The sequence below is a fragment of the Bradyrhizobium oligotrophicum S58 genome (genome assembly GCF_000344805.1).
Classification (GTDB): domain Bacteria; phylum Pseudomonadota; class Alphaproteobacteria; order Rhizobiales; family Xanthobacteraceae; genus Bradyrhizobium; species Bradyrhizobium oligotrophicum.
In genome coordinates this window covers 568,467-594,102 of the sequence record NC_020453.1, presented here as the reverse complement: position 1 = coordinate 594,102, position 25,636 = coordinate 568,467, and the positions used below count along the sequence as shown (strand labels likewise).

The 25,636-nt window shown below is 63.9% G+C and carries 21 protein-coding genes and 1 tRNA gene; 8 read left to right on the top strand and 14 right to left on the bottom strand.

Going from position 1 to position 25,636, the window contains the following annotated elements; genetic code table 11:
* Positions 1-250: 250 nt before the first annotated feature.
* The 4 genes from S58_RS37180 to S58_RS02690 all read right to left on the bottom strand — a co-directional run bounded on the left by S58_RS37180 (position 251) and on the right by S58_RS02690 (position 4,169).
* Positions 251-1,216 (bottom strand): hypothetical protein, encoded by a 966-nt coding sequence (locus S58_RS37180; RefSeq protein WP_015663697.1) that lies wholly within the window; start codon positions 1,214-1,216, stop codon positions 251-253.
* Between the two features lie 228 nt (positions 1,217-1,444).
* Entirely contained in the window at positions 1,445-1,681 is a 237-nt protein-coding gene (locus tag S58_RS02705; protein WP_015663696.1) for a helix-turn-helix domain-containing protein, read from the bottom strand.
* A 1,001-nt stretch (positions 1,682-2,682) separates the two neighbouring features.
* Positions 2,683-3,918 carry a tyrosine-type recombinase/integrase gene (locus S58_RS02695; protein WP_015663694.1) on the bottom strand — a complete coding sequence of 412 codons (1,236 nt, stop codon included), beginning with the start codon at positions 3,916-3,918 and terminating at the stop codon, positions 2,683-2,685.
* A gap of 161 nt (positions 3,919-4,079) precedes the next feature.
* Positions 4,080-4,169 (bottom strand) — tRNA-Ser (locus S58_RS02690).
* 221 nt (positions 4,170-4,390) lie between these two features.
* On the opposite strand from S58_RS02690, the gene S58_RS02685 reads away from it, so the two are divergent.
* Positions 4,391-4,735: a hypothetical protein gene (locus S58_RS02685; RefSeq protein ID WP_015663693.1), complete on the top strand. Its 345-nt coding sequence runs from the start codon at positions 4,391-4,393 to the stop codon at positions 4,733-4,735.
* 33 nt (positions 4,736-4,768) lie between these two features.
* Here the strand turns inward: S58_RS02685 and S58_RS02680 are convergent, their stop codons facing one another.
* The 4 genes from S58_RS02680 to S58_RS02665 all read right to left on the bottom strand — a co-directional run bounded on the left by S58_RS02680 (position 4,769) and on the right by S58_RS02665 (position 11,233).
* A complete protein-coding gene (locus tag S58_RS02680) occupies positions 4,769-6,232 on the bottom strand; it encodes a trehalose-6-phosphate synthase (protein WP_015663692.1) in 1,464 nt (487 codons plus the stop codon).
* A 212-nt stretch (positions 6,233-6,444) separates the two neighbouring features.
* Entirely contained in the window at positions 6,445-7,278 is an 834-nt protein-coding gene (otsB, locus tag S58_RS02675; protein WP_377813385.1) for a trehalose-phosphatase, read from the bottom strand.
* 6 nt (positions 7,279-7,284) lie between these two features.
* Positions 7,285-8,799: an MFS transporter gene (locus S58_RS02670; protein ID WP_015663690.1), complete on the bottom strand. Its 1,515-nt coding sequence runs from the start codon at positions 8,797-8,799 to the stop codon at positions 7,285-7,287.
* A gap of 394 nt (positions 8,800-9,193) precedes the next feature.
* Positions 9,194-11,233: a methyl-accepting chemotaxis protein gene (locus S58_RS02665; protein ID WP_015663689.1), complete on the bottom strand. Its 2,040-nt coding sequence runs from the start codon at positions 11,231-11,233 to the stop codon at positions 9,194-9,196.
* 309 nt (positions 11,234-11,542) lie between these two features.
* Here S58_RS02665 and S58_RS02660 point away from each other — a divergent pair, with 309 nt between their 5' ends.
* The 4 genes from S58_RS02660 (at position 11,543) to S58_RS02645 (ending at position 16,627) form a co-directional block, all read left to right on the top strand.
* A complete protein-coding gene (locus S58_RS02660) occupies positions 11,543-12,028 on the top strand; it encodes a (2Fe-2S)-binding protein (protein ID WP_015663688.1) in 486 nt (161 codons plus the stop codon).
* A gap of 98 nt (positions 12,029-12,126) precedes the next feature.
* On the top strand, positions 12,127-14,466 hold the full coding sequence (locus S58_RS02655) for a xanthine dehydrogenase family protein molybdopterin-binding subunit (RefSeq protein WP_015663687.1): 2,340 nt from the start codon (positions 12,127-12,129) through the stop codon (positions 14,464-14,466).
* A 68-nt stretch (positions 14,467-14,534) separates the two neighbouring features.
* Entirely contained in the window at positions 14,535-15,335 is an 801-nt protein-coding gene (locus S58_RS02650) for an FAD binding domain-containing protein (RefSeq protein WP_015663686.1), read from the top strand.
* A gap of 179 nt (positions 15,336-15,514) precedes the next feature.
* A complete protein-coding gene (locus S58_RS02645) occupies positions 15,515-16,627 on the top strand; it encodes a CaiB/BaiF CoA transferase family protein (protein ID WP_015663685.1) in 1,113 nt (370 codons plus the stop codon).
* A gap of 357 nt (positions 16,628-16,984) precedes the next feature.
* Here S58_RS02645 and hppD read toward each other — a convergent pair whose 3' ends face one another.
* Positions 16,985-18,103, bottom strand: coding sequence for a 4-hydroxyphenylpyruvate dioxygenase (gene hppD, locus S58_RS02640; RefSeq protein WP_015663684.1), 1,119 nt, complete (start codon positions 18,101-18,103; stop codon positions 16,985-16,987).
* A gap of 121 nt (positions 18,104-18,224) precedes the next feature.
* Between hppD and S58_RS02635 the strand changes: the two genes are divergently transcribed.
* Both S58_RS02635 and S58_RS02630 read left to right on the top strand, forming a co-directional pair.
* Entirely contained in the window at positions 18,225-18,704 is a 480-nt protein-coding gene (locus S58_RS02635; RefSeq protein WP_015663683.1) for an Lrp/AsnC family transcriptional regulator, read from the top strand.
* 92 nt (positions 18,705-18,796) lie between these two features.
* Entirely contained in the window at positions 18,797-19,108 is a 312-nt protein-coding gene (locus S58_RS02630) for a DUF1272 domain-containing protein (protein WP_015663682.1), read from the top strand.
* Between the two features lie 66 nt (positions 19,109-19,174).
* Here the strand turns inward: S58_RS02630 and fahA are convergent, their stop codons facing one another.
* The 5 genes from fahA to S58_RS02605 form a co-directional block, all read right to left on the bottom strand.
* Entirely contained in the window at positions 19,175-20,449 is a 1,275-nt protein-coding gene (fahA, locus tag S58_RS02625; RefSeq protein WP_042340502.1) for a fumarylacetoacetase, read from the bottom strand.
* Positions 20,450-20,646: 197 nt separating this feature from the next.
* Complete coding sequence (hmgA, locus tag S58_RS02620; protein WP_015663680.1) at positions 20,647-21,993, bottom strand: homogentisate 1,2-dioxygenase; 1,347 nt, start codon at positions 21,991-21,993, stop codon at positions 20,647-20,649.
* Positions 21,993-22,949, bottom strand: coding sequence for an MBL fold metallo-hydrolase (locus S58_RS02615; protein ID WP_015663679.1), 957 nt, complete (start codon positions 22,947-22,949; stop codon positions 21,993-21,995). The genes hmgA and S58_RS02615 overlap by 1 nt, the downstream gene beginning before the upstream one ends.
* A gap of 27 nt (positions 22,950-22,976) precedes the next feature.
* The gene (locus S58_RS02610; RefSeq protein ID WP_015663678.1) at positions 22,977-23,201 is read right to left on the bottom strand and encodes a DUF2783 domain-containing protein; all 225 of its coding nucleotides are present in this window, start codon (positions 23,199-23,201) and stop codon (positions 22,977-22,979) included.
* 13 nt (positions 23,202-23,214) lie between these two features.
* Positions 23,215-24,849: an FAD-dependent oxidoreductase gene (locus tag S58_RS02605; protein WP_015663677.1), complete on the bottom strand. Its 1,635-nt coding sequence runs from the start codon at positions 24,847-24,849 to the stop codon at positions 23,215-23,217.
* A 277-nt stretch (positions 24,850-25,126) separates the two neighbouring features.
* Between S58_RS02605 and S58_RS02600 the strand changes: the two genes are divergently transcribed.
* A complete protein-coding gene (locus tag S58_RS02600) occupies positions 25,127-25,588 on the top strand; it encodes a MarR family winged helix-turn-helix transcriptional regulator (RefSeq protein ID WP_377813617.1) in 462 nt (153 codons plus the stop codon).
* The last annotated feature ends 48 nt before the right edge of the window (positions 25,589-25,636 follow it).

The following is a 25,636-nucleotide window of genomic DNA, read 5'->3' as shown; positions in this document are numbered from 1 at the left end:
GCTCCCATTTTGATTGGGGCCATCAGGTGAGGGCCCACGATCATCTCCTGAAGCGTAGATCGTTTCGAACGCGAGTGCGAAGATTAAGCGTGCCTTATACGGGATCTCGAAGCCCGTCGCGACGCTGATCGGGACGTATTCGTTCCTTGGGGACGGAGCCCTTAAAAATCGATGCGGCAGGCAGGCGTCGCGAAACAGCTCCGGACAATTTCGTGGCGGCACTGATTCCGCCGTAAGAACAATGTCCAGCTTAGTTGGTTAAGGTGACTCTTGCTTCAATTGACATCCCTAACGACACCGCGTGCTCATTGTGCATTTCGCCACTAAACTCGGCGATTGCGCCGGCCGGCAGAAAATAGAACATGGAATGCGATTGGGAACTTTCCTCCCGTGCCTTGAACTTATATGTTGGTCCGACAATGGAACGCCCCGGTGCGATTAAGTCGACTCTAAACCATGGATCGCCCGGACTCTCGTACTCGGAACGGCCATCTACTCGAACTGCAATTGTAGACGGTTTATCGTAGGGGCCTACGTTAACGTGAACTCGATCAGAGTACTTACCTTTCGATTCGGATATCAACTTGGTCGTGGTCTTATCAACTGCGGGGAAGAAAAAGGAGGCGGAATAATCTCCTGAGTTTCCGGCGACGCCATTTACTATACCCCTGAGATCTTTAGACGATTCACGAGTGATAAGCAGACGCTTGGTGCCGTCAATCGAGGCGCCCTGTTTGAAAGAGCGTTCAATCTGGCCGCCATCACAGATGACCTGGACGTCTCGCAGTTCTTTCAAACCTGGAGCAGTTCTCCACTGAACTACAAGCGTGCCGGCTTTCTCCCTAATATCTTCCAGATAGCAGATGATGCCACCTTGGCTAAGCTGTGCTTGGACACAGTTGCCCCACTGTTCAAACACCTGAGGATTTGTTTTCTGAATCAGCAACTGCCTGGTAGCAGTTGCATCATAATTGTAGTTATTCGTCGATAGTAGAGCGCGGCGCTTCTTATCAAACTCAGAATACGATCCACCTAAGAAGTCGAGCGTTCCAGCTCCGCTCTTGCCACTCTCCTCCCAATTCTTCTCGTCCAGTGTTTGCAACCAAGCAAGTGTTTCTCGCCAACTCCAATTATCAACAGTAATATCCCTCGGCGTCGCGAGAATAGCATCGCAGTCCAGGGGTTTCTCGAGCGGGCTAATAGCCACTTTCGCCACCAATCTCTAGAGTTGCATACAATGCAAGTTACAATTTAGAAAATTAAAACGCAACAAGTTCTGACGATTGTGAAAAGGCTTTGCGCGGGTTTCGACGACGGGCCGGACCTAAATTCATCGGGGCTAAGTGGGTAGCAACGGCGATTCTGGCCAAGTGCTTGAATTAAATGGCGCGCCCGGAATGATTCGAACGTTTGGCGCTCAGGAGCGCGACTGGGCGTGTAGAGCCTACTTGCGGCTCAATTTCCTGACGACGTCAACCGGGTCGAACCCCAGGATCTTCCCCAGCTCGATTAGCTCGACGACGTCAATCCGACGCTGGCCAGATTCCATGTGGGTCACCCAGGACTGATAGACACCCATCTTTTCAGCGAGATCGACCTGTCTCAACCCTGCAGCCTTTCTGTGCTCGACCAGCATGGCGGCAAGCTTTTTCTGCAGTGGTGATGTCACCGATTTTGGCATCCCGGGCTCCCGAGGGGGGCCAGAGACATAAAACGACTTTTCAGATACCTATAAATTCGGTATTCTACGGGCTCGACCCTATTTCCTTTTCACCATTCTCAGTGGGAGTGCCGATCTTCCCGCGCTGCGTGGCTGCGGCGCCGCCTCCGGCGCACACCGTGAAGGGAAAATGCAACTTCATTGAATCAGGACCGAGGGCAAATGGGCAACGTACCGTCGGGGCAGTTGATGGATCCAACGGCCGCTCTGAGAGCGAAGGAGTTGGAGCTACGTAGTGAGCTTCCAGCAGATCCAACGGACCCAGCTGAACAGCTTGAGCCCGATTTTGCCCTTGTCCAGTTAGACACGACCTTCGTCACGCTGCTGTCAGAGATCTCCGCGTTAGAGTCCCAGCACGTTGATAATCGGGAGCCCCGAGACGCGGAGCACGCCCGCTCGGACGAGGCCAGCCGAACGCAGAAGGTCGAAGCGATCCTGGCTCGCTTGGCGCCTATTGAGCGAGCTATCATGGCTGCACCGGCGCTGACGATCGTAGGTCTAGGCATAAAGGCCCGCCATACAGCCTACGTAGTGTCAGAGTATTGGGATGTGCCTATCGAGCACCTGGAGTGGGATGCCCGAGCAGTTCGGCTCCTGATCGATGCAATCTGCAATGTTGCCGGCGTGCGATTGCCAATTTCTCAAGAAGCTTAGGGTGCCTTACTGGTCTGCGAGCTCCCGCCTCGCGGTCGATCAAAGGCGCTCCGTAGCCGGTAATCTACGCGCGCGGCAATTGTCATAGTCATAGTCTAACGCCGGCGAATGCGATCGGGGCAGCTGCAGGCCCCTACGACTGGAGCTAATTGAAGCTTCTAAGGGCGAGCTTAAGCGCGTCGCATAAAGGCGCCGCGCCAGGAGTCCCGTGCATCGGGCCGCTAAAATGGATATCCGCCCTGCTGGTCTAGGCCACGGTAGTGTCGTCGAGGACGAAGGTTGCGCAGCTAGGCAGGCGATTGGAAAGTTCATGCGCGGATCGAGAACATCTTTTGATCCGCGACTCCGCTCGACGCGCAGAACGTCGCCCAATCGGACATCAGCGCTCTACGCTTCTCGAATAGATCGCCTCGCCTGTAAGCGGCTTCCACCTTGCTACTGATCGTGTGGGCGAGTGCCATCTCGACCACTTCATTCGGATAGTCAGTGCACTCGGCGGCCCAGTCCCGGAACGTCGAGCGAAAGCCGTGCGCCGTTAGATCCGATCGTCCCATACGGTCGAGCAAAGCTAGCATGGCCATATTGCTGAGCGGCTTGTCGTGCTTGGCCCCTGGAAACGTATATGCCCCGCCCGGCTCCTTCCGCAGCGCGTCGATGACAGCGAGCGCAGCTGCCGACAGCGGAACGCGATGCTCCTTGGAGGCTTTCATGCGTCCCGCCGGCACCGTCCAGACCTTGTCCCTGATTTCGTCCTGTCGCGCACCGATCACCTCGCCGGTACGGGCCGCCGTAAGGATCAAAAACTCGAGCGCGCGCGCCGCGACGCCCTCTTGCGCGCGCAAGGCCGCCATTAATGCTGGCAGTTCATCGTAGGGCAAGGCGGCGTGGTGCTTGACCTTGCGCACCTTGGCACGTGCGGGCAGCAGCTTGTCGAGATGGCCGCGCCAACGAGCCGGATTTTCGCCCCGCCGAAAGCCGCGCACTGTCGCCCAATCAAGCACGGCTTCAATCCGGCCTCGTAGCCGCGAAGCTGTTTCCGGCTTCTTCGACCACAACGGCTCGATGATTTTCATCACCAGCGCGGTGTCGATGCTGTGGACCGAGAGCGAACCAATGACCGGCTCGGCATATGTCTTCAGCGTCGAGCTCCATTGCGCCGCGTGCTTGGCGTTGCGCCATCCCGCGCTGTGAGCCGCGAGATACTGCTTGGTACACTCCTTGAAGGTTAGCGCGGCGGCGGCCTTCAGCGCAGCTTGGGCGCGCTGCGCTCGTCGCGCCTCGATCGGATCGATGCCTTCGTAGACCTGCCGTCGATACTCGGCCGCCTTCGCCCGCGCTTCGCCCAACCCAAAGATCGAGAAGGAGCCAAGGCCCATTTCGCGGGAGCGGCCGCGAAGGGTGAAGCGGAAGATCCAGGATTTGGCGGGCGTTTTTTCGCCGTCGCCTGTGACCTGCAGATAGAGGCCAGCGCCATCGGCGTACATGCCAGGCTTCTTGACCTTCGTCACCTTCAGTGCCGTCAGGCGGCCCACCAGATGCGCCATCTTTGCCTCGCAGCCTTACCCACGATGCTACCCACGTCCTGCACGCGTTTACCCACGTTCTGGGGCGAACCGACGCGGACGCCGAAAGGCATCAAGCACGAAAATTGCGGCGATTTTTCAGGGGGTTGGCGGACGGCAGCGAACAGATGCGAACGCTGGGATGGCGGAGAGAGTGGGATTCGAACCCACGGTACGGTTTCCCGCACACACGCTTTCCAAGCGTGCGCCTTAAGCCACTCGGCCATCTCTCCGGAGGCCCTCTCTTGGCGGGGTCGGCGGCGTTTTGCAAGCCGAGCGGGGGCTTCGGCGGCAAATTTCCCCCAAATCGCTGATAAAAATCATCAATCCGCCCTGGTTACGGGCTCGATCGGGGGCCGCCGCCGCCCGGCTGGCCCGCCGTGAACCGGCTGGGCGGATGGCACGACCACTGATTTGCAGCCTCCCGGTCCGGGCTGCCCAGGAGGACCCAGCCATGCCGTCATTGACCCCTGCCCGTCTCGCCATGCTGTTGACGGCGGTGTTCAGCATTGCGGCCACCGTGGGGGCGCGGGCGGATCAATGCACCAAGCAGGGCGTCGACGTGACCTGCGACGACGGCCGCAAGGGGATCTGGCAGGGTGACGCGATCCTGTGGCCGGACGGGACCAAATCCAGCCTGAAGCCGCATCCCTCCGTCATCGTTGGCAACAAGGCGTCCGTGGTGGTCGGGCCCGGCGTGTTCGTCGGCCAGGGCAAGGGCATGGTGCCGATGGACAATCCGAGCTCACCGAACAAGCTGCGCTGCGCCGTGCTCGAGGGCGTCTCCTACTGCCACTGAGGAACTGCTGCGCCTCCGGCAACTCGACAGGCGTCAGTGATAACGGAAGCTCGATGTCACAAGACGGCTGGTGTGGAATCCCGCCGGCGCCGCCGGCAGAGGTTCGCTCTCGCCGGCCTCCTGAGCCTCGTTGTCCTGCAGCACCTCGATAAAGTCCGCGAACCATTGCTGGATCGAATGACGGCGCAGCTTCGCCATCATGATCTCATAGCGCATGCGACGCTCGTTCAGCGGCATCGACAGGGCCGTCGCGATGGTGCGTGCCATACGGTCGATGTCGTGTGGATTGACGATCAGCGCGGAATCGAGCTCGTTGGCGGCGCCGGCGAATTTCGACAGCACCAGCACGCCGGGATCGACCGGGTTCTGCGCGGCGACATATTCCTTTGCGACCAGGTTCATGCCGTCGTGCAGCGGCGTGACGACGCCGACCTGCGCGCTGCGATAGAGACCGGCCAACACGCCCTGGCCGTAACCCTTGTTGAGATAGCGGATCGGCGTCCAGTCGGCCTCGCCATGGCGGCCATTGACGTCGCTGACGAGACGCGCGACCTCGCTCTGCAGGTTGCCATAGGCCTCGATCGATTCGCGTGACGGCGTCGCGATCTGCAACAGCGACGCAGCGCGCAACAGCGTCGGATGCATCGTCCACATGCGATCGAAGGCATTGATGCGGTTGACCAGGCCCTTGGAATAATCGAGCCGGTCGACGCCGATGGCGAGCTTCTCGCCATGCAGGCTGCGGCGCAGCCGCGACACGTCCGGATGCGATGCCGCCTTCGCCGCGGATGCTGCGAACTTGTCGGCATCGATGCCGATCGGAAAGACCGCGAGACGCGTGCGGCCATGGCGCGATTTGACGATGCCGTCGCGCACCTGGAGGCAGAGATCGGCGCGGATGCAGGCGCTGAAGTTCTCGCGATCGTCCTCGGTCTGAAAGCCGATCAGATCGTAGGCGAGCATCGCATTCACGAGATCACGATGATTCGGCACGCTGTCGATGACGCTGCGCGCGGGCCATGGCGTGTGCAGGAAGAAGCCGATCGGGCTCTTCACGCCGAGCGTCCGCAGCTCCGCGCCGAGCGATAGGAAGTGATAGTCTTGAACCCAGAACAGCGTATCAGGCTTCTGGAAGCGCAGCAGCGCGCGCGCGACGAACGCGTTGACCTCACGATAGGAGTTGTAGTCGTCGTGTGAGACGCGAATCAGGTCGCTGCGCGAATGCAGCGCCGGCCACAGCGCGGAGTTGGCGAAGCCTTCATAGTAGCCGGCATAATGTGCGGCCGGCAAATCCAACAGCGCCAGCGCTCCGGCGCCGATCTGTTCGATCTGTGCTATCGGTTCCATCTGCGCGCCATCACGCAAACGGCCCGAGGAACCCACCCAAACTGCCCCAGAATTTTCCACAACGGGCAGCAGAGCTGCCGCAAGTCCGCCGGTCATTGGCTCGTTGGCCTTGCCACGTGCCACCCGATTCGAAACCACGACGAGGTTCACAGCTCCCCTCCTGTTGGTCATGCCAGTTAACAGCTGTTCATCAATATGGTTCCCGGCCACCCTTTCAACCAATTGAAACCAAATTCAGGCGGCGGCGCGATGTAATCACAGCGCCGATCATCTCAGAGCATTTCTAAGGAGAAGGTAGCGCGAAAGGTGAGAATGCGTTCCACATGGAACTAGCAATTGGAACTACACAGGAAAGACAAGCATCAGCGCGACGACGCTGAATTAGTTCCGCCGTCCGCGAGACGCGCCAGGAACGCGCGCACGTCGTCTGGTGCGTCGAAATGCCCGTCGACACCGAGCGCGCGGCGGCCGACGGAGAACGACAGGCCGGCGAAATCGGGCATGATGGCAAACACCGACTCATCCGTGACGTCATCGCCGATGAAGAACGGCTTGCGTCCCTGGAACGGCGCATGCCGCATCAGCTCGCGCACGCCGCTCGCCTTGGTGAAGCCGGCATGCTTGATCTCGCAGACGCATTTGCCGGGCAGCACCTCGATCGGCGCGCCAGGCAGCTCAGCGCGAATGCGCGACACTTCTTCGTAGATCGCCTTCTCGGCCTGCGGCGCGAGGCGATAATGCAACGCCAGCGAATAGCCTTTGTCTTCGAGCAGAATACCCGGGCTGAGCTTCGCGATCGCCGCAAGCCTGCGCTTGAGCTCCTTGTCCATCGGCGGCGCCTGGATGGCATCGGCTTCGCTGCCCCCGGCAAGCCGCATCTCCGCGCCATGACCGCCGACGGCGGGATAGACCTCCGGCGCGAAGATGAGGTCGATGTCGTTGAGCGAGCGGCCGGACACCAGCGCCAGCGCGCCGGAGGTTCGTTGCAGCAGGGCATTCAACGTCTCGGCCAGCCCCGGCGGCACCCACACTTCGCGCGGCGTCGGCGCGAGATCGAGCAAGGTGCCGTCGATGTCGAGCAGGATCGCGACCTCGCGCAAATGCGGCACCAGGCTCGCGGGCGCGGGAACGATCTCGGGAGGCTGATCGGGTGACGTGGTCATGCGCGTCGCTATCAGTTGTGAATTGTCAGACATCATAGCCTACTCCATGACGGCGAGCGGACGCGCCACGTCTTCGAGCGATTTGCGCTCGGCCGCGACGGCATAACGCCAGGCGACGAGCGCGGCCACCACCATCAGCGCCGCGCCGAACAGATAGCCGCCGAACACGGCACCGCGCGCGCCGCTGTCGAGCAGCGCGCCGAACAGCGCAGGTCCGGCGACGCCGCCGATGCCAGTGCCGATAGCATAGAACAGCGCGATCGCGAGCGCGCGCACTTCGAGCGGAAAATTCTCCGACACCGTGAGATAGGCCGCGCTCGCGGCCGGCGATGCGAAGAAGAAGATCACCATCCAGGCCGCGGTCTGCGTCTCCACGCTGAGCACGCCGATCGAAAAAAGATAGCCGGTCAGCGCGAGCAGCACGCCGGAGACGCCATAGGTGAAGGTGATCATCGCGCGGCGGCCGAGCGTATCGAACAGCCGTCCCAGCAGCAGCGGGCCCAACACGTTGCCGGCGGCGAACGGCAGGATGTACCAGCCGACATGATCGGACTTGATGCCGTAGAAATCGGTCAGCACCAGCGCGAAGGTAAAGAAGATCGCGTTATAGAAGAACGCCTGCGCGGTCATCAGTGTCAGCCCGACGAGCGAGCGCTGGCGATAGACCGAGAACAGCGTGTGCGCGACCTCTCGTAACGGCGTGTGGCTACGCATCCGTAGCCGCATAGTCGGCAACTCCTTCGCGCGCGCCGCGCGGTCGTGGCCGGTGACGTCGCGTTCGATCTCGGTGACGATCCGATGCGCCTCTTCGGGGTGGCCGTGAATCATCAGCCAACGAGGACTTTCTGGAATCCACATCCGCATAACCAGCACGACGAGGCCGAGACAGGCGCCGATCCCGTAAGCCAGCCGCCAGCCGACATCGGGGCCGGTGACGTCCGGATCGAGCAGCACGATGGCGCCGGCGGCGCCGAGTGCGGCGCCGAGCCAGAAGCTGCCGTTGATCAGGAGATCGGTCCAGCCGCGATAGCGCGCGGGCACCAGCTCCTGAATCGTCGAGTTGATCGCGGTGTATTCGCCGCCGATGCCGGCGCCGGTGAGAAAGCGAAACAGCGCGTAGGTCGCGATGTTCCAGGACAGCGCGGTCGCGGCGGTGGCGGACAGGTAGAGCGCGAGCGTGATGAAGAACAGCTTTCTGCGGCCGATGCGGTCGGTCAGCCAGCCGAAGCCGAGCGCGCCGATCACGGCGCCGGCGAGATAGGCGCTGTTGGCAAGGCCGATGTCGAGGTTGGAGAAGTGCAGCGCCGGGCTCTGCTTCAGCGCGCCGGACAGGGCGCCGGCGAGTGTCACCTCGAGCCCGTCGAGCACCCAGGTGATGCCGAGCGCAAGCACGACGCGGGTGTGGAAGGCACTCCAGCGGAGATCGTCGAGCCGGGCGGGAATGTTGGTTTCGATGATGCGGTCCCGGTCGCCAGTCTCCTGCGCCGGCTCGCCGGAATGTGCCGCGGAGGTGATGACGCGGAGATGAGGAAAGGATGCCTGCCGGGGTGCCATGGAATCCCACTGCGACGGCGCGGGTCGCACCGCATGCTAGACCGAGAAGGTTGGAGCAAATGCGGCAGCGATGTCCTGCCGCTGCGACTCAACGTCCCGTCAGGCGGGGGGTTCCCGCAGCGGGGCGGCGAAACTTCGCCACGCAACGCCCGGTGCATAGAGAGCTCGTTTTCCCGGGTTGGCGCCAGAATCTCGGGTGTCGTCCCGGGCAAGCGAGCGCGACCCGGGATCCATACCGCGTGATGCGCGATCGGGGCACGCGATTGCTACCGCCCGCCACACGACCGCCGCGGCGTATGGATCCCCGCGTACGCGGGGATGACAGTGGCGTATGACCCTGCCGCTCGCCCAACATCGGCCAGAATAGATCGTGAGCAGCGAGCCTGCGCGAACCCTACGCCGCGCGAATGTTGGCCATGAAGCGGTTGAGTTCTTCGCGCAGCCGGCCGCTCTCCGAGGACAGCGACTTGGCCGAGCGCAGCACCTCCTCCGAGGCCTGGCCGGTCTGGGTCGCGCCGCGATTGACCTGCGTGAGGTCGGAAGCGGCCTCCTGCGTGCCCGCGGCGACGCTCTGCACGTTCCTGGCGATCTCCTGGGTCGCGCCGCCCTGCTGCTCGACGGCAGTGGCGATCGACGAGGCGATGGCCGAGATCTGGCCAATGGTGCCGCCGATCTGCTTGATCGCGGTCACCGATTCCTGGGTCGCCGCCTGCATGCCGGAGATGTGGTTGGAGATGTCGTCGGTCGCCTTGGCGGTCTGCTCGGCCAGCGACTTGACCTCGGAAGCCACCACCGCGAAGCCGCGGCCGGCATCGCCGGCACGCGCCGCCTCGATGGTGGCGTTCAGCGCCAGCAGGTTGGTCTGCTCGGCGATGGCGGTGATCAGTTTGACGACGTCGCCGATCTCCTGCGCCGCGCGCGACAGCTTGCCGATGCGGCCATCGGTCTCCTCGGCCTGGGCGACAGCCGATTCGGCGATGCGGTTGGACTCGCGGACCTGACGGCCGATCTCGTTCACCGAGGCCGACAGCTCGTCGGTCGCGCTCGCCACCGAGTGGATGCGGCTCGTGGCCTGGTCGGAGGTGCCGCTGACGCGGCTCGCCAGTGACTGCGTGGTCTCCGCGGTGCGGGTCAGCGTCGAGGCGGCCTGCTCGAGCTGCTCGGCCGAGGTCGAGACGTTGGACACGATCGAGCCGACGGCGGTCTCGAACTCGTCGGCGAAACGGATCAACTCGGCCCGGCGCGACGCCACGGCGGCCTTGTTCTGGGCGTCCTGCGTCGCGGCGTCGCGCTCCGCCTTGGCCACCGCCTGCACCTTGAACTCCTCGACGGCGGCCGCCATCTCGCCGATCTCATCGGCACGCCCGAGACCCGGCAGCCGGACATCGAAATTGCCGGAAGCGAGCTCGCGCATCGCCTTGCACATCGTGATCATCGGCTTGGAAATACCGTTGCCGAGCATCAGCGCCAGCGCGGCACCGAGCGCGAGGCCGCCGACGGCGAGGATCGCGATCAGCCGTTCGATCTCGGCGATGGTGGCATTGCTGGAGGCTTCGATGCGCTGCTGATCCGCCGCGAGGTCGGACCTCAGCCCGTTCGACAGGCCGAGGATCTCGGTCGCGGCGGTGCCCATGTCCTGCACCAGCTTCGCCAGCGCCTTGGAATTGTCCGAAAACTTGATGAAGGCGGCACGGTACTGCTTGATGAGGTCGCCCAGCTCAGCGACGCGCTGCGTCACCTTCTCGTCATTGGCGTAGATCGTGACCAGCGACGTCTCCAGGAAACGCGTCCTGGCAATCGCGCCGTCCGCGGTCTTCGGATCAGGCTTCGCAATGAAGGTGCCGATCAGGGCCGAGGCGGTCAGATACTGGCCGGTCAGATCCTTGGCCGTGGTTTGCACGCTGGACAGCCCCGCCAGCGCCGCCGTGTCGGCCAGGTCGTCGAACTTGTAGCGGATCTTGTTGCCGATGATGCCGATCTGGTCGGTCGCCAGCTTCGTATTGTCGCGGGTCAGGCCGACGACGTCGGAAAAGATCTTGGCGAAGGTCTGAAACTGCGCCTGCAGCTTGCCGAGCTGCGCCCGTCGCTCCGGCGCGCGGGTCGCCGCCAGCGATTTGTCGATCGCCGCCTGCAGCGACTGTTGCGCCGCCGTCGCGGCCGCCTCGTCCTCGGGTTTTCCGGTGAGCGCAAAATAGCGGGCGAGCGCCTGATAGGAGACGAGCTCGCGGTCGATATTGCGGGCCGTGTCGGCCTCCGCGACGCTGACCCGATAGGATGCGACGGCGGCCGCCACCTGCTCGAAACCGACATAGGCGAAGCCGATGCTGGCGGCGGAAATCGCCAGCACCACGGCAAAGCCGAGAAAGATTTTGGCGCGGAAGCGCAGGGTCAGAAAATTGCCACGCCGCGACTGCGGCGCCAAATGCGCAGACATTCCCACCCCCGACACGCCATTCTTGATATGACCAGAGCCGTCCAGCCCGGATGCAAAGCACCAGAGCGTGATCAAAACTACGTCACAATGGCTAAGAGCCAGTAAATGGGCAGCATCGGCATACAGTCCGACTTCGACACGCCGACCATGCCCCGCACGCGCCGGCGCCACATGCGACCGAATCGCCGATGCCCCGGCGCAAGACCTCGCCAAGACGTCGCAATGACATCGGAGACGAAAATTCGAGTTGCAAAGTCCTGGGGGCGCTGTTTCTAATCAGAATAAGAACAATTCATCGGGAGGTTACTCGTGTCGACAGTCAAACTGACGGTGAACGGCAAGGCGGTCTCGGCTGAGGTCGAGGATCGCACCCTGCTCGTTCACCTCCTGCGGGATCATCTGAATCTTACCGGCACCCATGTCGGCTGTGATACCAGCCAATGCGGCGCCTGCGTCGTCCACATCGACGGCCGCTCCGTGAAATCCTGCACCGTGCTGGCCGCCCAGGCCGCCGGCGCCAACGTCACCACCATCGAAGGCATTGCCAAGGGCGACGAACTGCACCCGATGCAGGCGGCGTTTCGCGACAATCACGGCCTGCAATGCGGCTATTGCACGCCGGGCATGATCATGTCGGCCATCGATATTGTGCACCGCCACGGAGGCGAGCTCGACGAGGCCACCGTGCGTGAGGAGCTGGAAGGCAACATCTGCCGCTGCACCGGCTATCACAACATCGTCAAGGCCGTTCTCGATGCCGCCGGACGCATGAAGGTCGCTCAGGCTGCCGAATAAGGCCGCCGCAGCTACCAGTTCAACACATACCGAGACCAAGACCGCCACGCGCGATGGCCGCGGCGGGACAGCAAAAACTCCGGTAGGGGAGAGATCGCATGGGCATGGAAGGCATTGGCGCGAGCGTCGTCCGCAAGGAAGACAAGCGTTTCATCACCGGCAAGGGCCGCTACGTCGACGACATCAAGCTGCTGGGCATGACCCATGCCCATTTCGTCCGCAGCCCGCACGCGCACGCCAAGGTCAGGAGCATCGACTCTTCGGCCGCCGAGGCGATGCCGGGCGTGGTCGCGGTTTTGACCGGCAAGCAGATCGTCGACGACAAGGTCGGCAATCTGATCTGCGGCTGGGCCATCACCTCGAAGGACGGCTCGCCGATGAAGATGGGCGCATGGCCGGCGATGGCGCCGGAGACCGTGCGCTTCGTCGGCCAGGCCGTCGCGGTCGTGATCGCCGAGAGCAAGAACATCGCCCGTGACGCGGCCGAAGCGGTCGTGGTCGAATATGAGGAGTTGCCGGCGGTCGCCGACATGCCCTCCGCGCTGAAGTCCGGCGCGCCACAGCTGCACCCGGAAGCCCCCGGCAACGTCGTCTATGACTGGTCGATCGGTGACGAAGCCGCGGTCAATGCCGCCTTCTCCAAGGCCGCCAATGTCGTGAGCCTCGAGCTCACCAACAACCGGCTGGCCCCCAACGCGATGGAGCCGCGTGCGGCGGTTGCCGATTACGACGCCGCCGAAGAGCACTTCACGCTCTACACGACCTCGCAGAACCCGCACGTCGCCCGCCTGGTGCTGTCGGCGTTCTACAACATCGCCCCGGAGCATAAGCTGCGCGTGATCGCGCCTGACGTCGGCGGCGGCTTCGGCTCCAAGATCTTCATCTATCCCGAGGAGATGGTGGCGCTGTGGGCCTCCAAGAAGGTCGGCCGTCCGGTGAAATGGACCGGCGACCGCACCGAGGCGTTCCTGACCGACGCGCACGGCCGCGACCACATTTCCAAGGCCGAGATGGCGTTCGATGCCGACCACAAGATCCTTGGCCTGCGGGTCAAGACCCACGCCAATTTCGGCGCCTACATGTCGCTGTTCTCGTCGTCGGTCCCGACCTATCTGTACGCGACCCTGCTGTCGGGCCAGTACAATATCCCGGCGATCTACGCCGAGGTGATGGGCGTCTACACCAACACCACGCCGGTCGACGCCTACAGAGGCGCGGGGCGACCCGAAGCGAGCTATCTGCTCGAGCGGCTGATCGAGACGGCGGCACGCCAGTTCAAGGTGGATTCGGCCGATCTCAGGCGGAAGAACTTCATCACCCAGTTCCCGCACCAGACCCCGGTGATCATGGCCTACGACACCGGTGACTTCAACGCTTCGCTGGATTCGGCGATGAAGGCGATCGACTATGCCGGCTTCCCGGCGCGCAAGGCGGCCGCCAAGGCGCAGGGCAAGCTGCGCGGCCTCGGCCTCTCCTGCTACATCGAAGCCTGCGGCATCGCGCCGTCGAAGGCGGTGGGCAGCTTAGGGGCCGGCGTCGGCCTGTGGGAATCGGCTGAGATCCGCGTCAATCCGGTCGGCACCATCGAGGTGCTCACGGGTTCGCACAGCCACGGCCAGGGCCACGAGACCACCTTCTGCCAGCTGATCGCCGAACGCCTCGGCGTGCCGATCAGCCAGGTCTCGATCGTCCATGGCGACACCGACAAGGTGCAGTTCGGCATGGGCACCTACGGCTCGCGCTCGGCCGCCGTCGGTCTCACCGCGATCCTGAAGGCGATGGAGAAGGTCGAGGCCAAGGCCAAGAAGATCGCGGCCCATGCGCTCGAGGCCTCCGAAGGCGACATCGTCATCGAGAACGGCGAGTTCAAGGTGACCGGCACCGACAAGTCGATCGCGCTGCCGATGGTCGCGCTCGCCGCCTACACCGCGCACAACCTGCCGGACGGCATGGAGCCCGGATTGAAGGAGACCGCCTTCTACGATCCGACCAACTTCACCTTCCCGGCCGGCACCTATATCTGCGAGCTCGAGGTCGATGAGGCCACCGGCAAGACGTCGTTCGTCAACTTCGTCGCGGCGGACGATTTCGGCCGGCTGATCAACCCGATGATCGTCGAAGGCCAGGTCCATGGCGGTCTGGTCCAGGGCATCGGCCAGGCGCTGCTCGAGCACGCGATGTACGACAGCAACGGCCAGCCGATCACCGCGTCCTTCATGGACTACGCGATGCCGCGCGCCGACGACGTGCCGTCGTTCAAGCTCAGCCACACCACGACCCTGTGCCCGGGCAATCCGCTCGGCGTGAAGGGCTGCGGCGAGGCCGGCGCGATCGGCGCATCCGCCGCCGTGATCAACGCGATCACGGATGCGATCGGCAACAACAAGCTCGAAATGCCGGCGACGCCTGACCGCGTCTGGCATGCGATCCACGGTTGATCATCGCTCCGGGGCGCGCGCGAGCGCGGCCCCGGAATGATCTCGATAAAAAATTCAGGGAGATTCTCATGTACGAGACGACCTACCATCGCGCCTCCTCGGTCGACGAAGCGGCGGCGCTGTTCGCCAAAGGCAGCGAAGCCAAGTTCCTCGCCGGCGGCCACACCTTGCTTCCGGTCATGAAGCAGCGCCTCGCCAGCCCGTCTGACGTCATCGACATCGGCAAGATCAAGGACCTGATCGGCGTGCAGCTTTCGGGCGATACGCTCGTGATCAAGGCGGCGACGACCTATTACGACATCATGACCAATGCCGACGTGAAGAAGGCGATCCCCGCGATCTCCTATCTCACCTCGGTGCTCGGCGATCCTGCCGTGCGTCACCGCGGCACCATCGGCGGCTCGATCGCCAATAACGATCCGGCCGCGGATTTCCCGGCGGCGCTGATCTCGCTCGGCGCCACCGTGAAGACCAACAAGCGGTCGATTGCAGCCGATGATTTCTTCAAGGGCCTGTTCACGACGGCGCTCGAGGACGGCGAGATCATCACCGAGGTGGCGTTCCCGGTTCCCGATAAGGCCGGCTACGCCAAGATGCGCCACCCGGCGTCGCGCTTCGCGCTGACCGGCGTGTTCGTCACCAAGACCAAGGGCGGCGATGTCCGCGTCGCCGCCACCGGCGCGTCGCAGAGCGGCGTGATGCGTGTCTCGGCCATCGAAGCGGCACTGAAGGCGAACTGGTCAGCCTCGGCGATCGACGGCGTCAGCGTCTCCGCGAGCGGCCTGCTGAGCGACATTCACGGCTCTGCCGATTACCGCGCCAACCTGGTGAAGGTGATGGCGCAGCGCGCGGTCGCAGCCGCCGGCTAGCGTGCACGACGCGGATCATTCCGCGGAGCGGCACAACAAATTCCAAACGGCGCGCAGCGATGCGCGCCGTTTTGCTTTGCGGCATACGGCGCGCTTGCGTTGGCCTGATGCAAGCGGGACAATCGCACGCATCAGGAAACGCCGATACGACAAGACGCGTGAATCAAGGACATGACGACGTGCTCGACAAGCCCGCACCAGACACTCAGACCCGCGCCACCGGACCGCTCGCCGGCTTCCGCATCGTCGAGTTCGCCGGCATCGGACCGGGACCGTTCGCCTGCATGCTGCTGGCGGACATGGGCGCGGAGGTCGTCACGCTCGATCGCGTCGGTGCACGCAAGACGATGAAATCGGTCGCCGGCCGCGGCCGCAAGGTCATCGAGCTCGATCTCAAGGACAAGAAGGTCATCGCTGAGGTTCTTGAGTTGCTCGCTGGCGCCGACGCGCTGATCGAAGGTTTCCGTCCCGGCGTGATGGAGCGGCTCGGCCTCGGCCCTGATGTCGTGCTCGCACGCAATCCAAGACTGGTCTATGGCCGCATGACCGGCTGGGGCCAGGAGGGACCGCTGGCGCAGGCGGCCGGCCACGACATCAACTACATCTCGATCACCGGCGCGCTGGCCGCGATCGGGCCGAAGGAGCGCCCGGTGCCGCCGCTCAATCTGGTCGGCGATTTCGGCGGCGGCGCGCTCTATCTCGTCGTCGGCGTGCTCGCCGCGCTGCTCGAAGCGTCGAAGTCGGGCAAGGGCCAGGTGGTGGACACCGCGATGTGCGACGGCGCGGCCTCGCTGCTTGCGATGTTCTTCGACCTCACGGCGATGGGCCGCTGGACCGAGGGACGCGAGCGCAACTTCCTCGACGGCGGCGCGCATTTCTATGGCGTCTACGAATGTGCCTGCGGCAACTTCATCTCGATCGGCTCGATCGAGCCGCAGTTCTACGCGCTGCTGCGCCAGCACGCCGACCTCTCCGATCCCGCCTTCGACGCGCAGATGGACCCGCGCGCATGGCCGGCGCTGAGGGAGAAGCTGGTCAGCGTGTTCAAGAGCAAGACGCGCGAGGAATGGTGCGCGATCATGGAAGGCACCGACATCTGCTTCGCGCCGGTGCTGACCATGTCCGAAGCCCCGCAGCACGCCCACATGGCCGCGCGCGGCGTGTTCGTCGAGCGTCACGGCGTGACGCAACCGGCGCCTGCACCACGGTTTTCGCGCACGCCGTCGACGATACGGGAGCCGGAGGTGGTGGAGATTGGGGCTGTCGTGAGTGCGTGGCAGGTAGGGCGGTAAAGCTCGATCGCTGCAGCCGCGCCGATCGAGCGCTGCTCGACTGTTGCGATTTCAATGAGTTGGCTACGCCGTCGCCTCAATCTCAGTGTCGTCCCCGCGAACGCGGGGACCCATAACCACCAGCCGTCCTGAGACGAAGACTATCTGCCGCCGTGCCTCATCGATGCATCACGCGGTATGGGTCCCGGGTCGGCGCCCGACGCCGCTGGCGCGTCGCCGGGCTTGCCCGGGACGACACTGGTTGTTTGGCGAATTCCTGCCTCCAATCAAGCCGTCATCGCGAGCGAAGCGACGCGATCCAGGATGCCGACGGGAATCTGGATTGCTTTGTCGCTGCGCTCCTCGCAGTGACGAGCCCTACTCAGCCGCTTCCACCTTCAGCACGCCACGGCGGATCTGGTCCTCTTCGATCGATTCGAACAGCGCCTTGAAGTTGCCCTCGCCAAAACCGTCATCGCCCTTGCGCTGGATGAATTCGAAGAAGATCGGGCCGATCGCATTGGCCGAGAAGATCTGCAGCAGCACCTTGGTGTGGCCGCCCGCGACGACTCCTTCGCCATCGATCAGGATGCCGTTTCTCTTCAGGCGGTCGAGGTCCTCGCCATGCTTGGGCAGCCTTCCATCGATGCGCTCGAAATAGGTGTCCGGCGGCGACGGCATGAACGGCAGGCCGGCGCTGCGCAGGCCTTCGACGGTCAAGTAGATGTCGCGGGCGCCGCAGGCGATGTGCTGGATGCCCTCGCCGCGATAAATCTTGAGATACTCCTCGATCTGCCCGGAATCGCCGGCATCCTCATTGATGGGAATGCGGATCTTGCCGTCGGGGCTGGTCAGCGCGCGCGAGAACAGGCCGGAGGCGCGGCCTTCGATATCGAAGAAGCGGATCTGGCGGAAGTTGAACAGTTTTTCGTAGAAGCCGGTCCAGACGTCCATGCGGCCGCGATGCACGTTGTGGGTCAGGTGATCGATGTAATAGAGGCCGGAGCCGGTTGGGCGCGGATTGCGCTCGCCGGTCCACTCGAATTCGAGATCGTAGGCCGAGCCCTTGGCGCCATAGCGATCGACGAGATACAGCAGGCTGCCGCCGATGCCCTTGATGACAGGCACGTCCAGCGTCTTCTGCGATGCCGGCAGGTCGGCTGGTTCGGCGCCGAGCGCAATCGCCCGCGCATAGGCCACCTTTGCATCGACGACACGGAACGCCATCGACGGCGCGCAGGGGCCGTGCGCGGCGACGAAGTCGTGCCCGTGAGTGCCGGGCTCCTCGTTGACGAGATAGTTGATGTCGCCCTGGCGATACAGCGTGATCGCCTTGGTCTTGTGGCGCGCCACCACGGCGAAACCCATCAGCTTGAACAGGGCATGCAGTTCATGCGCGTCGGGGTGGGCATATTCGACGAACTCGAAGCCGTCGGTGCCCATCGGGTTGTCGGCGGAGACGGTGGCAGGCGGCGCATCGTGCGGAAACGGACCCATGGCGGCAGCTCCTTTGGCAGGCTTGGCCCATGATCTCCCGAAATCCGCGCACGGAGTATGCAAACCATTGTCAATTTCCCTGGATCATGCATGATCTGTGCACGATTTAAGGTAATGACGCATGACTTCTGTCGACAGCTTCGATCTCCGCATCCTGGCCGCGCTGCAGGACGACGGCCGGCTCACCAACCAGGAGCTGGCCGATCTCGCCGGCCTCTCGGCGTCGCAATGCTCGCGGCGGCGGATGCGGCTGGAGGAGGACGGCGTCATCGCGGGCTATCGGGCGCAGCTCGCCAGCCAGGCGCTGGGCTTCGAGCTGATCGCCTTCATCCAGATCACCCTGGCGACGCATTCGCCCGACAACGCGCAGAAGTTTCGCGCGCTGGTCAACCGCGTCGACGACATCCAGGAGGCGTACGCGCTGACGGGGGATTCCGACTATCTGCTCAAGGTCGTGCTGCGCGATCTCAAGAGCCTGTCCGACATCGTCAACAACGTGCTGATGCCGCACCAGAGCGTGGCGCATGTCCGCTCCTCGATCGTGCTCGACCGCCTCAAGGAGAGCGCCAAGCTGCCGCTGGGTTCGTTGTCGACTGGATGAGCTCACGCGGCGCAAATCGAGGGAAATGCGCCCTTCAATATCACCAGCACTTTTGCGACAGTTACGATATTCCCTGACCTTGCGAGACGACCATGGCGCTGCAGCTTCGGCCCAACTGCGAATATTGCGACAAGGACCTGCCGCCATCAGCGCAGGACGCGCGCATCTGCTCCTATGAATGCACCTTCTGCGCCGACTGCGTCGCGACCAGGCTGTTCAACGTCTGCCCGAACTGTGGCGGCGGCTTCGCGCCGCGGCCGATCCGGCCCGGACACGAATGGCGGCCGGGCGTCTGCACGGTGAAACAAGTGCCGTCGGACAAGCGCGTTCATCTGAAATATGCGGCCGAGGATGTCACGGCCTTCGTAGCGGGCGTCAGGGACGTGCCGCCAGCGGAGCGCTGAGCTCTCCCCGCGTCATTCCGGGGCGCGCGTAGCGCGAGCCCGGAATGACGACGGTGGATGGGGCGACTAATCGGCCGCGACGATCGTGCCTTCGACCTCGCCGAAGCCGACACGGTAGCCGTTGCCCTGGCACCAGCCGCGCATGACGAGGGAATCGCCGTCTTCCAGGAACGTACGCTTCACGCCACCAGCAAGCTCGACAGGCTCGGTGCCGTTCCAGCTGATCTCCAGCAAGCTGCCGCGCTGATGCTTCTCGGGACCGGAGATGGTGCCGCTTCCCAGGAGGTCACCGACGCTCATGGCGCAGCCGGAAGAGGCATGGTGCATCAGCTGCTGCACGCTCGACCAGTACATGTATTTGAAATTGGTCTGCGAGATGTTCTGCACTGCGTTACTGCCGGCTGCTTGCAGGGCCACGTCCAGCGCGAGATCGTAGTTCTGCGCGGACACCTGCTGCAGATAGGGCAGCGGCGTCGGATCCTGCGCTGGCCCGGCAACACGGAATGGCTCCAGCGCCTCCCGCGTCACCACCCATGGGCTGATCGAGGTCGCGAACGCCTTGGACTGGAACGGCCCCAGCGGGACATATTCCCATTGCTGGATGTCACGCGCGCTCCAGTCGTTGAGCAGCACGAAGCCGAAGATCATCGCCTCCGCCTGCGTCTCGGTCAGCATCTCACCGAGCGACGAGGGCTGGCCGATGACGACGCCCATCTCGAGCTCGAAATCCAGCCGCTTGCACGGCCCGAAGCTCGGCACGTCAGCGCTCGGCGGCTTCAGCTGACCGCGCGGCCGGCGCACCCTCGTGCCCGACACGACCACGGTCGAGGCGCGGCCATTGTAGCCGATCGGCATGTGCAGCCAGTTCGGCTGCAGCGCATTGTCCTTGCCGCGGAACATGACGCCGACATTGGTGGCGTGCTCCTTGGATGAATAAAAGTCCGTGTAGCCGGCGACGTGGAACGGCAGATGCAGCGTGACCTCGTTGCGCGGCCGCAGCGCGCGGCTGCGCAGCGGCTTGTCGTCGCGCAGCCGCGGATTGTCGTCGCGCAAGAGCGCGCTGATCGCCGCTCGGACCTTCGACCACACGACGGGGCCAAGCGCCATGAAGGGGTTGAGCGAAGGTTGCGCGAACACCTCGTAGGCCGGCGACAGGTCGAGCAAGCCTTCGTCTTCGAGCACCGCGAGATCGAGCACGAAGTCGCCGATGGCGACGCCGACCCGCGGCTTCGGCGAATCAGCGGCCGAGAACACGCCGTAGGGCAGGTTCTGGATCGGGAAGTCCGAGGCCGGATCGATCTGAATGAAGGAGCGGAGTGAGGGGGCGTTGGAGTGGGTCACAGTGTATTCCTGGGTTTCGAACACTCTCTCCGCGCGTCATTCGGGGCGGGCAAAGCGCGAGCCCGGAATCCATAGCCACAGGAAGATGTGTGAGGCGAGTTGTCTGTGGCTCGGCTTTCCATCCACACGACCTCTCGTGACTATGGATTCCGGGCTCGCCGCTTCGCGGCGCCCCGGAATGACGGCGAGAGTCGTTGCTATGGCCGGTTCGGATCGAAGCGCTTCTCCAGCCCGTTCCAGCAATCCGCGTAGTCCGGCTGCAATGTGCCGGACTCCGCCGCGTGCTTCGTGATCCGCTGCGGGAAGCGCGTCTCGAACATGAAGGCCATGGTGCCCGTGAGCTTGACTGGCTTCAACTCGCCATTGCTGGCGTGATCGAACGCCTCGCGATCCGGGCCGTGCGGCAGCATGCAATTGTGCAAGGACATGCCGCCCGGCACGAAGCCCTGCGGTTTGGCGTCGTAGACGCCGTAGATCAGGCCCATGAACTCCGACATGATGTTCATGTGATACCACGGCGGTCGGAAGGTGTTGTCGGCGACCATCCAGCGCTCGGGGAAGATGACGAAGTCGATATTGGCGGTGCCGGCGGTCTCCGACGGCGAGGTCAGCACCGTGAAGATCGACGGATCGGGATGATCGAAGCCGATGGCGCCGACCGGCGAGAAGGTGCGCAGGTCGTATTTGTACGGCGCGTAGTTGCCGTGCCAGGCGACGACGTCGATCGGCGAATGCGCAAGCTCGGTCTTGAACAGCGCGCCGCCCCACTTCACGTAGAGCTCGGTGGGCGTGTCCTTGTCCTCATATGACGCCACCGGCGTCAGGAAGTCGCGCGCATTGGCAAGGCAGTTGGCGCCGATCGGGCCGCGCTCCGGCAAGGTGAAGGCGCCACCGTAATTTTCACAGAGATAGCCGCGCGCGGGTCCAGCCGGAATCTCCACCCGAAACTTGACGCCGCGGGGGATCACGACGATCTCGCCGGGCTCGGCATCGATGCGGCCGAACTCGGTGACGAACTTGAGCCGCCCCTGCTGCAGCACGAACATCAGCTCGCCGTCGGCATCGTAGAAATGCTGGTCGACCATGGATTTGGTGATGACGTAGACATGCGTCGCCATGCCGGCCTGCGTCGCGGCATCGCCGGCCGTCGTCATGGTGTGCACGCCCTGCAGGAACGTCACCTCACCCGACGGCATCGGCATCGGATCCCAGCGCAGCTGCTGCACCGTGATCTCCTGCTCGTGGCAGGGCGCGGTGCGCCACAGGCCCGCATCGACCTTCGTGAAACGCCCGGAGTGTTTCACCGAGGGACGGATGCGGTACAGCCAGGAGCGCTCGTTGGAGCCGCGCGGCGCCGTGAACGGCGAGCCGGACAACTGCTCGGCGTAAAGCCCATAGGCGCAGCGCTGCGGTGAGTTACGGCCGATCGGCAGCGCGCCGGGCAGCGCCTCGGTCTCGAACGAATTGCCGAAGCCAGACATGTAGTCTGGCGTGACCTGCCCCGACGCACGGTGAAGCTGGTCAGGCGATGTGTTGACGTTCATCATCCTTCTCCTTGCAGGCGGGCCCACATCTCGCGGTCGCGCTCGGCGGTCCAGATCACGGGATCGTCGATGCCGCCGGCCTCGTCATAGGCGCGCGACACGTTGAACGGCAGGCAATGCTCGTAGATGGCGAAGCTCGCGAATTTCGGGTCCATGACCTCGCGCGTCGCCGCCATCGACTCCTTGAGGCTGCGTCCCTTGGCCACCGACATCTCGGCGGCGCCATACAGCGAAGAGACGAAGTCGCGCGTCATCGCGATCGCCTCGCGCACGGTGGCCTCGCCCTTCAGCGCATCGCCGCGGCCCGGCGCGATCGCCTTGGGATTGAAGTCGCGGATCTCGTTGAGCGTCGACGGCCATTCGCGCAAATACGCGTCGCCGCAATAGCAGGCCGAGTGATATTCGATGAGATCGCCGGAGAACATCACCTCGGCATCCGGCACCCAGGCGACGATGTCGCCCGAAGTATGCCCGGCGCCGATCTGGATCAGCTGCACCTCGCGCTTGCCGAGATGGATCGTCATCTCGCCTTCGAAGGTCAGCGTCGGCCAGGTCAGGCCGGGAATGCTCTCGGCGTCCTGGAACAACCGCGGGAATCGGCCATATTCGGAGTCCCAGTCCTGCTGGCCACGCTCGACGATCAGGCGATGGGTTTCCTGCGAGGCGACGATGCCCTGCGCGTGATAGGCCGAGGCGCCGAGCACGCGCACGGCGTGATAGTGCGACAGCACGACATATTTGATCGGCTTGTCGGTGACGGTCTTGACGCGCTCGATCACCTTGTTGGCCATTGCCGGCGTCGCCTGCGCATCGAACACGATGCAGCCATCGTCGCCGACGATCACCGCCGAGTTCGGATCGCCCTCTGCAGTGAACGCATAGAGATCCGGGCCGATCTCGGAGAAGGTGACCTTCTTCTCGGCCATGTCGGTGGTGGATGCGAAACCCTTCGCCATCAGTTCATTCCCTGTGTGCGCAGCAGCCTATTGCTGCTGTTGTTGCTGTTGACTGGTATTGGCCATGCTGCGTTTCGCGAGCTTGATCGCCTCGTGCAGCACACCGATGTCGCCGATGTGATTGGCGAGGATGAGGACCAATGCCGCATCGAGATCGGCGCTTTCGAGGTCCGAGAGGCCTCGATGCGCCTCGACGATGGCGCGAAAGGCATCGTCGGGCTTGGCAAAATGTGAAGCGGTCGAGAGCGTCATCGTTGCGGCGTCCTCAGTTCAGGCCGGAGGCACGCGCGACCGCCGCCGCGATCGCGGCACGGCTCGGGTGCCGGAAGCGCGCAGCGACATAGCCGTCCGGGCGCAGCAGATAGGATGTGCCGGGCTCGGCGCCGTAACGTTTGCCGGCGAAGCCCTCACCATCGGCAAGTCCATCCGGACCGCCGATACGGACAACACCGACGTCGTCGGGTGCATCGATCGCCTCGCCATTGGCGAAGGACAGCAGCGTGAAGCGCCGGCCCTGGGCATTGAACGCGTCGGTGAGATGAAGCTGCCGTCCGTCCGCGGCCTCCAGCGGCGCATCCGGCATCGACGTCCCCGGACGAGGACCACTGTGCCAGGCCTCGTCGTCTTCGGTCGACAGCGGCGTCTCGTAGACCGAAGGCACCGACAGCCGACCGCCATTGACCATGCGCTTGCCGAACTCGGTCTCCCTGGCGAGCGCGAGTACCACCTTGCGCAGCCGCGCCTCCTGGTGCGAATTCGGCGCCATGAAATCCGTCGCCCGCGTGGACTCGCGAATGTTTTCGTCGGCCGCCGCGCTGCGCTCCAGGTGATAGGTTTCGAGCAGCGTCGCGGGCGAGGATCCGTGCAGCACGCGATCGAGCTTCCAGGCCAGATTCTCTGCATCCTCCAGTCCCGAATTGGCCCCGCGCGCGCCGAACGGCGAGACCTGATGGGCGGAGTCGCCGGCAAAGATCACGCGGCCATGGATGAAGCGCTCCATGCGCCGGCACTGGAATTTGTAGAGCGAGATCCATTCGAATTCGAACTGATCGTGGCCGAGCATGCGCGCAATCCGCGGCCGCACATTCTCCGGCTGCTTCTCGACGGTGGGATCGGCGTAGCGGCTGAGCTGCAGGTCGATGCGCCAGACATTGTCCGGCTGCCGGTGCAACAGCGCCGAACGCCCGGCATGGAACGGCGGATCGAACCAGAACCAGCGCTCGGTCGGGAATTCGGCCGTCATCCTGACGTCGGCGATCAGGAACTGATCCTCGAACACCTTGCCGGAGAAGCCCGCACCGACCATCTGGCGCAGCGACGAGCGCGCGCCGTCGCAGGCGATCACGTACTGCGCCGACAGCCGATAGGGTCCATCAGGCGTTTCGATCGTCAGCACGACATGATCATTGCGCTGTTCGAGCGCGGCGACCTTGTTGCGCCAGCGCAGCGAGATCCCCGGCAGCGCGTTGACGCGATCGACCAGATAGGCTTCCGCATAGAACTGCTGCAGGTTGATGAAGGCCGGCCGCTTGTGCCCCGGCTCCGGCAGCAGATTGAACTGATAGAGTTCGGACGGACCGTGGAAGATGCGGCCGACGTTCCAGACGACGCCCTTGTCGACCATGCGGTCGCCAACGCCGAGCCGGTCCCAATATTCCAGCGAGCGCTTCGAGAAGCAGATCGCGCGCGAGCCCTCGCCGATACGATCGGCGTCATCGAGCACCACGACGGCGTGGCCGCGCTGGGCGAGATCGATCGCAAAGGACAGGCCTACCGGGCCGGCGCCCACGACGACGACCGGGTGTTCGGCCGGGGTGGCTCGATCCTGATCGCCGTTGCGACGATAGCCGAACTGAACCTTCGCCTGGGTCGTGCTCTGCCCCGGATCGGCCTGCGCCATGGCTCGTTGCCCTGCTCGTTGACGAATGTCTTGCTTGTTGCGTCTTGCTTGTTGCCGGCGTTTCCCGCGGTGAGAACCTGTCGCTGCTCGATCGCATGAGAGCTTGCAAGATAGTCTCACCTGCAACTATCTTACACATCACGGCCTCGGCCGCGTCAACTCAAAAAAATTGGAGCGCGTGGTGGCGAACCCGTCAGCCGGCGAACACAGGAAGCAGGCTAAGCCCGGCGAACGCACGGACGATGCCGCAACGCAGCACGACGCCGCGCGGCTCGATCTGTTCAAGTTCGCGCCGTTCCGGCTGAATCGCCTGGCCGCCGAGGTCAGCGCGGCGCTCGCCAGCGAATATCGCGAGCGCTATGGCCTCGACATTCCGGAATGGCGCGTGCTGGCGACGCTCGGCTTCCGCCGCGAGGCCTGCAGCGCGCAGTATGTCGCGGCGTGCACCCGCACCCACAAATCGACCATCAGCCGCGCCGTGACGTCGCTGCTGGAGCGGCGGTTGATCGAGCGCGTAGAGAATGCCGAGGACCGACGTGAGTTTCGGCTGCGGCTGACGCGCAAGGGCAAGACGCTGTACGAGGAACTGATCCCGCGTCTGCAGCAACGCGAGCGCGACATCATGGCGTGTTTGTCCACCGAGGAGCGCAAGACCTTCGATCGCCTGATCGGCAAGATCGAAGCGAGCCTCGACCTGATCCAGACCAGCGAGGAGGCGGACGCGAAGCAGGCGTATTGAGCCGGGCTGCGTAGGGTGGGCAAAGCGCCGCCGACGGCGGCGCGTGCC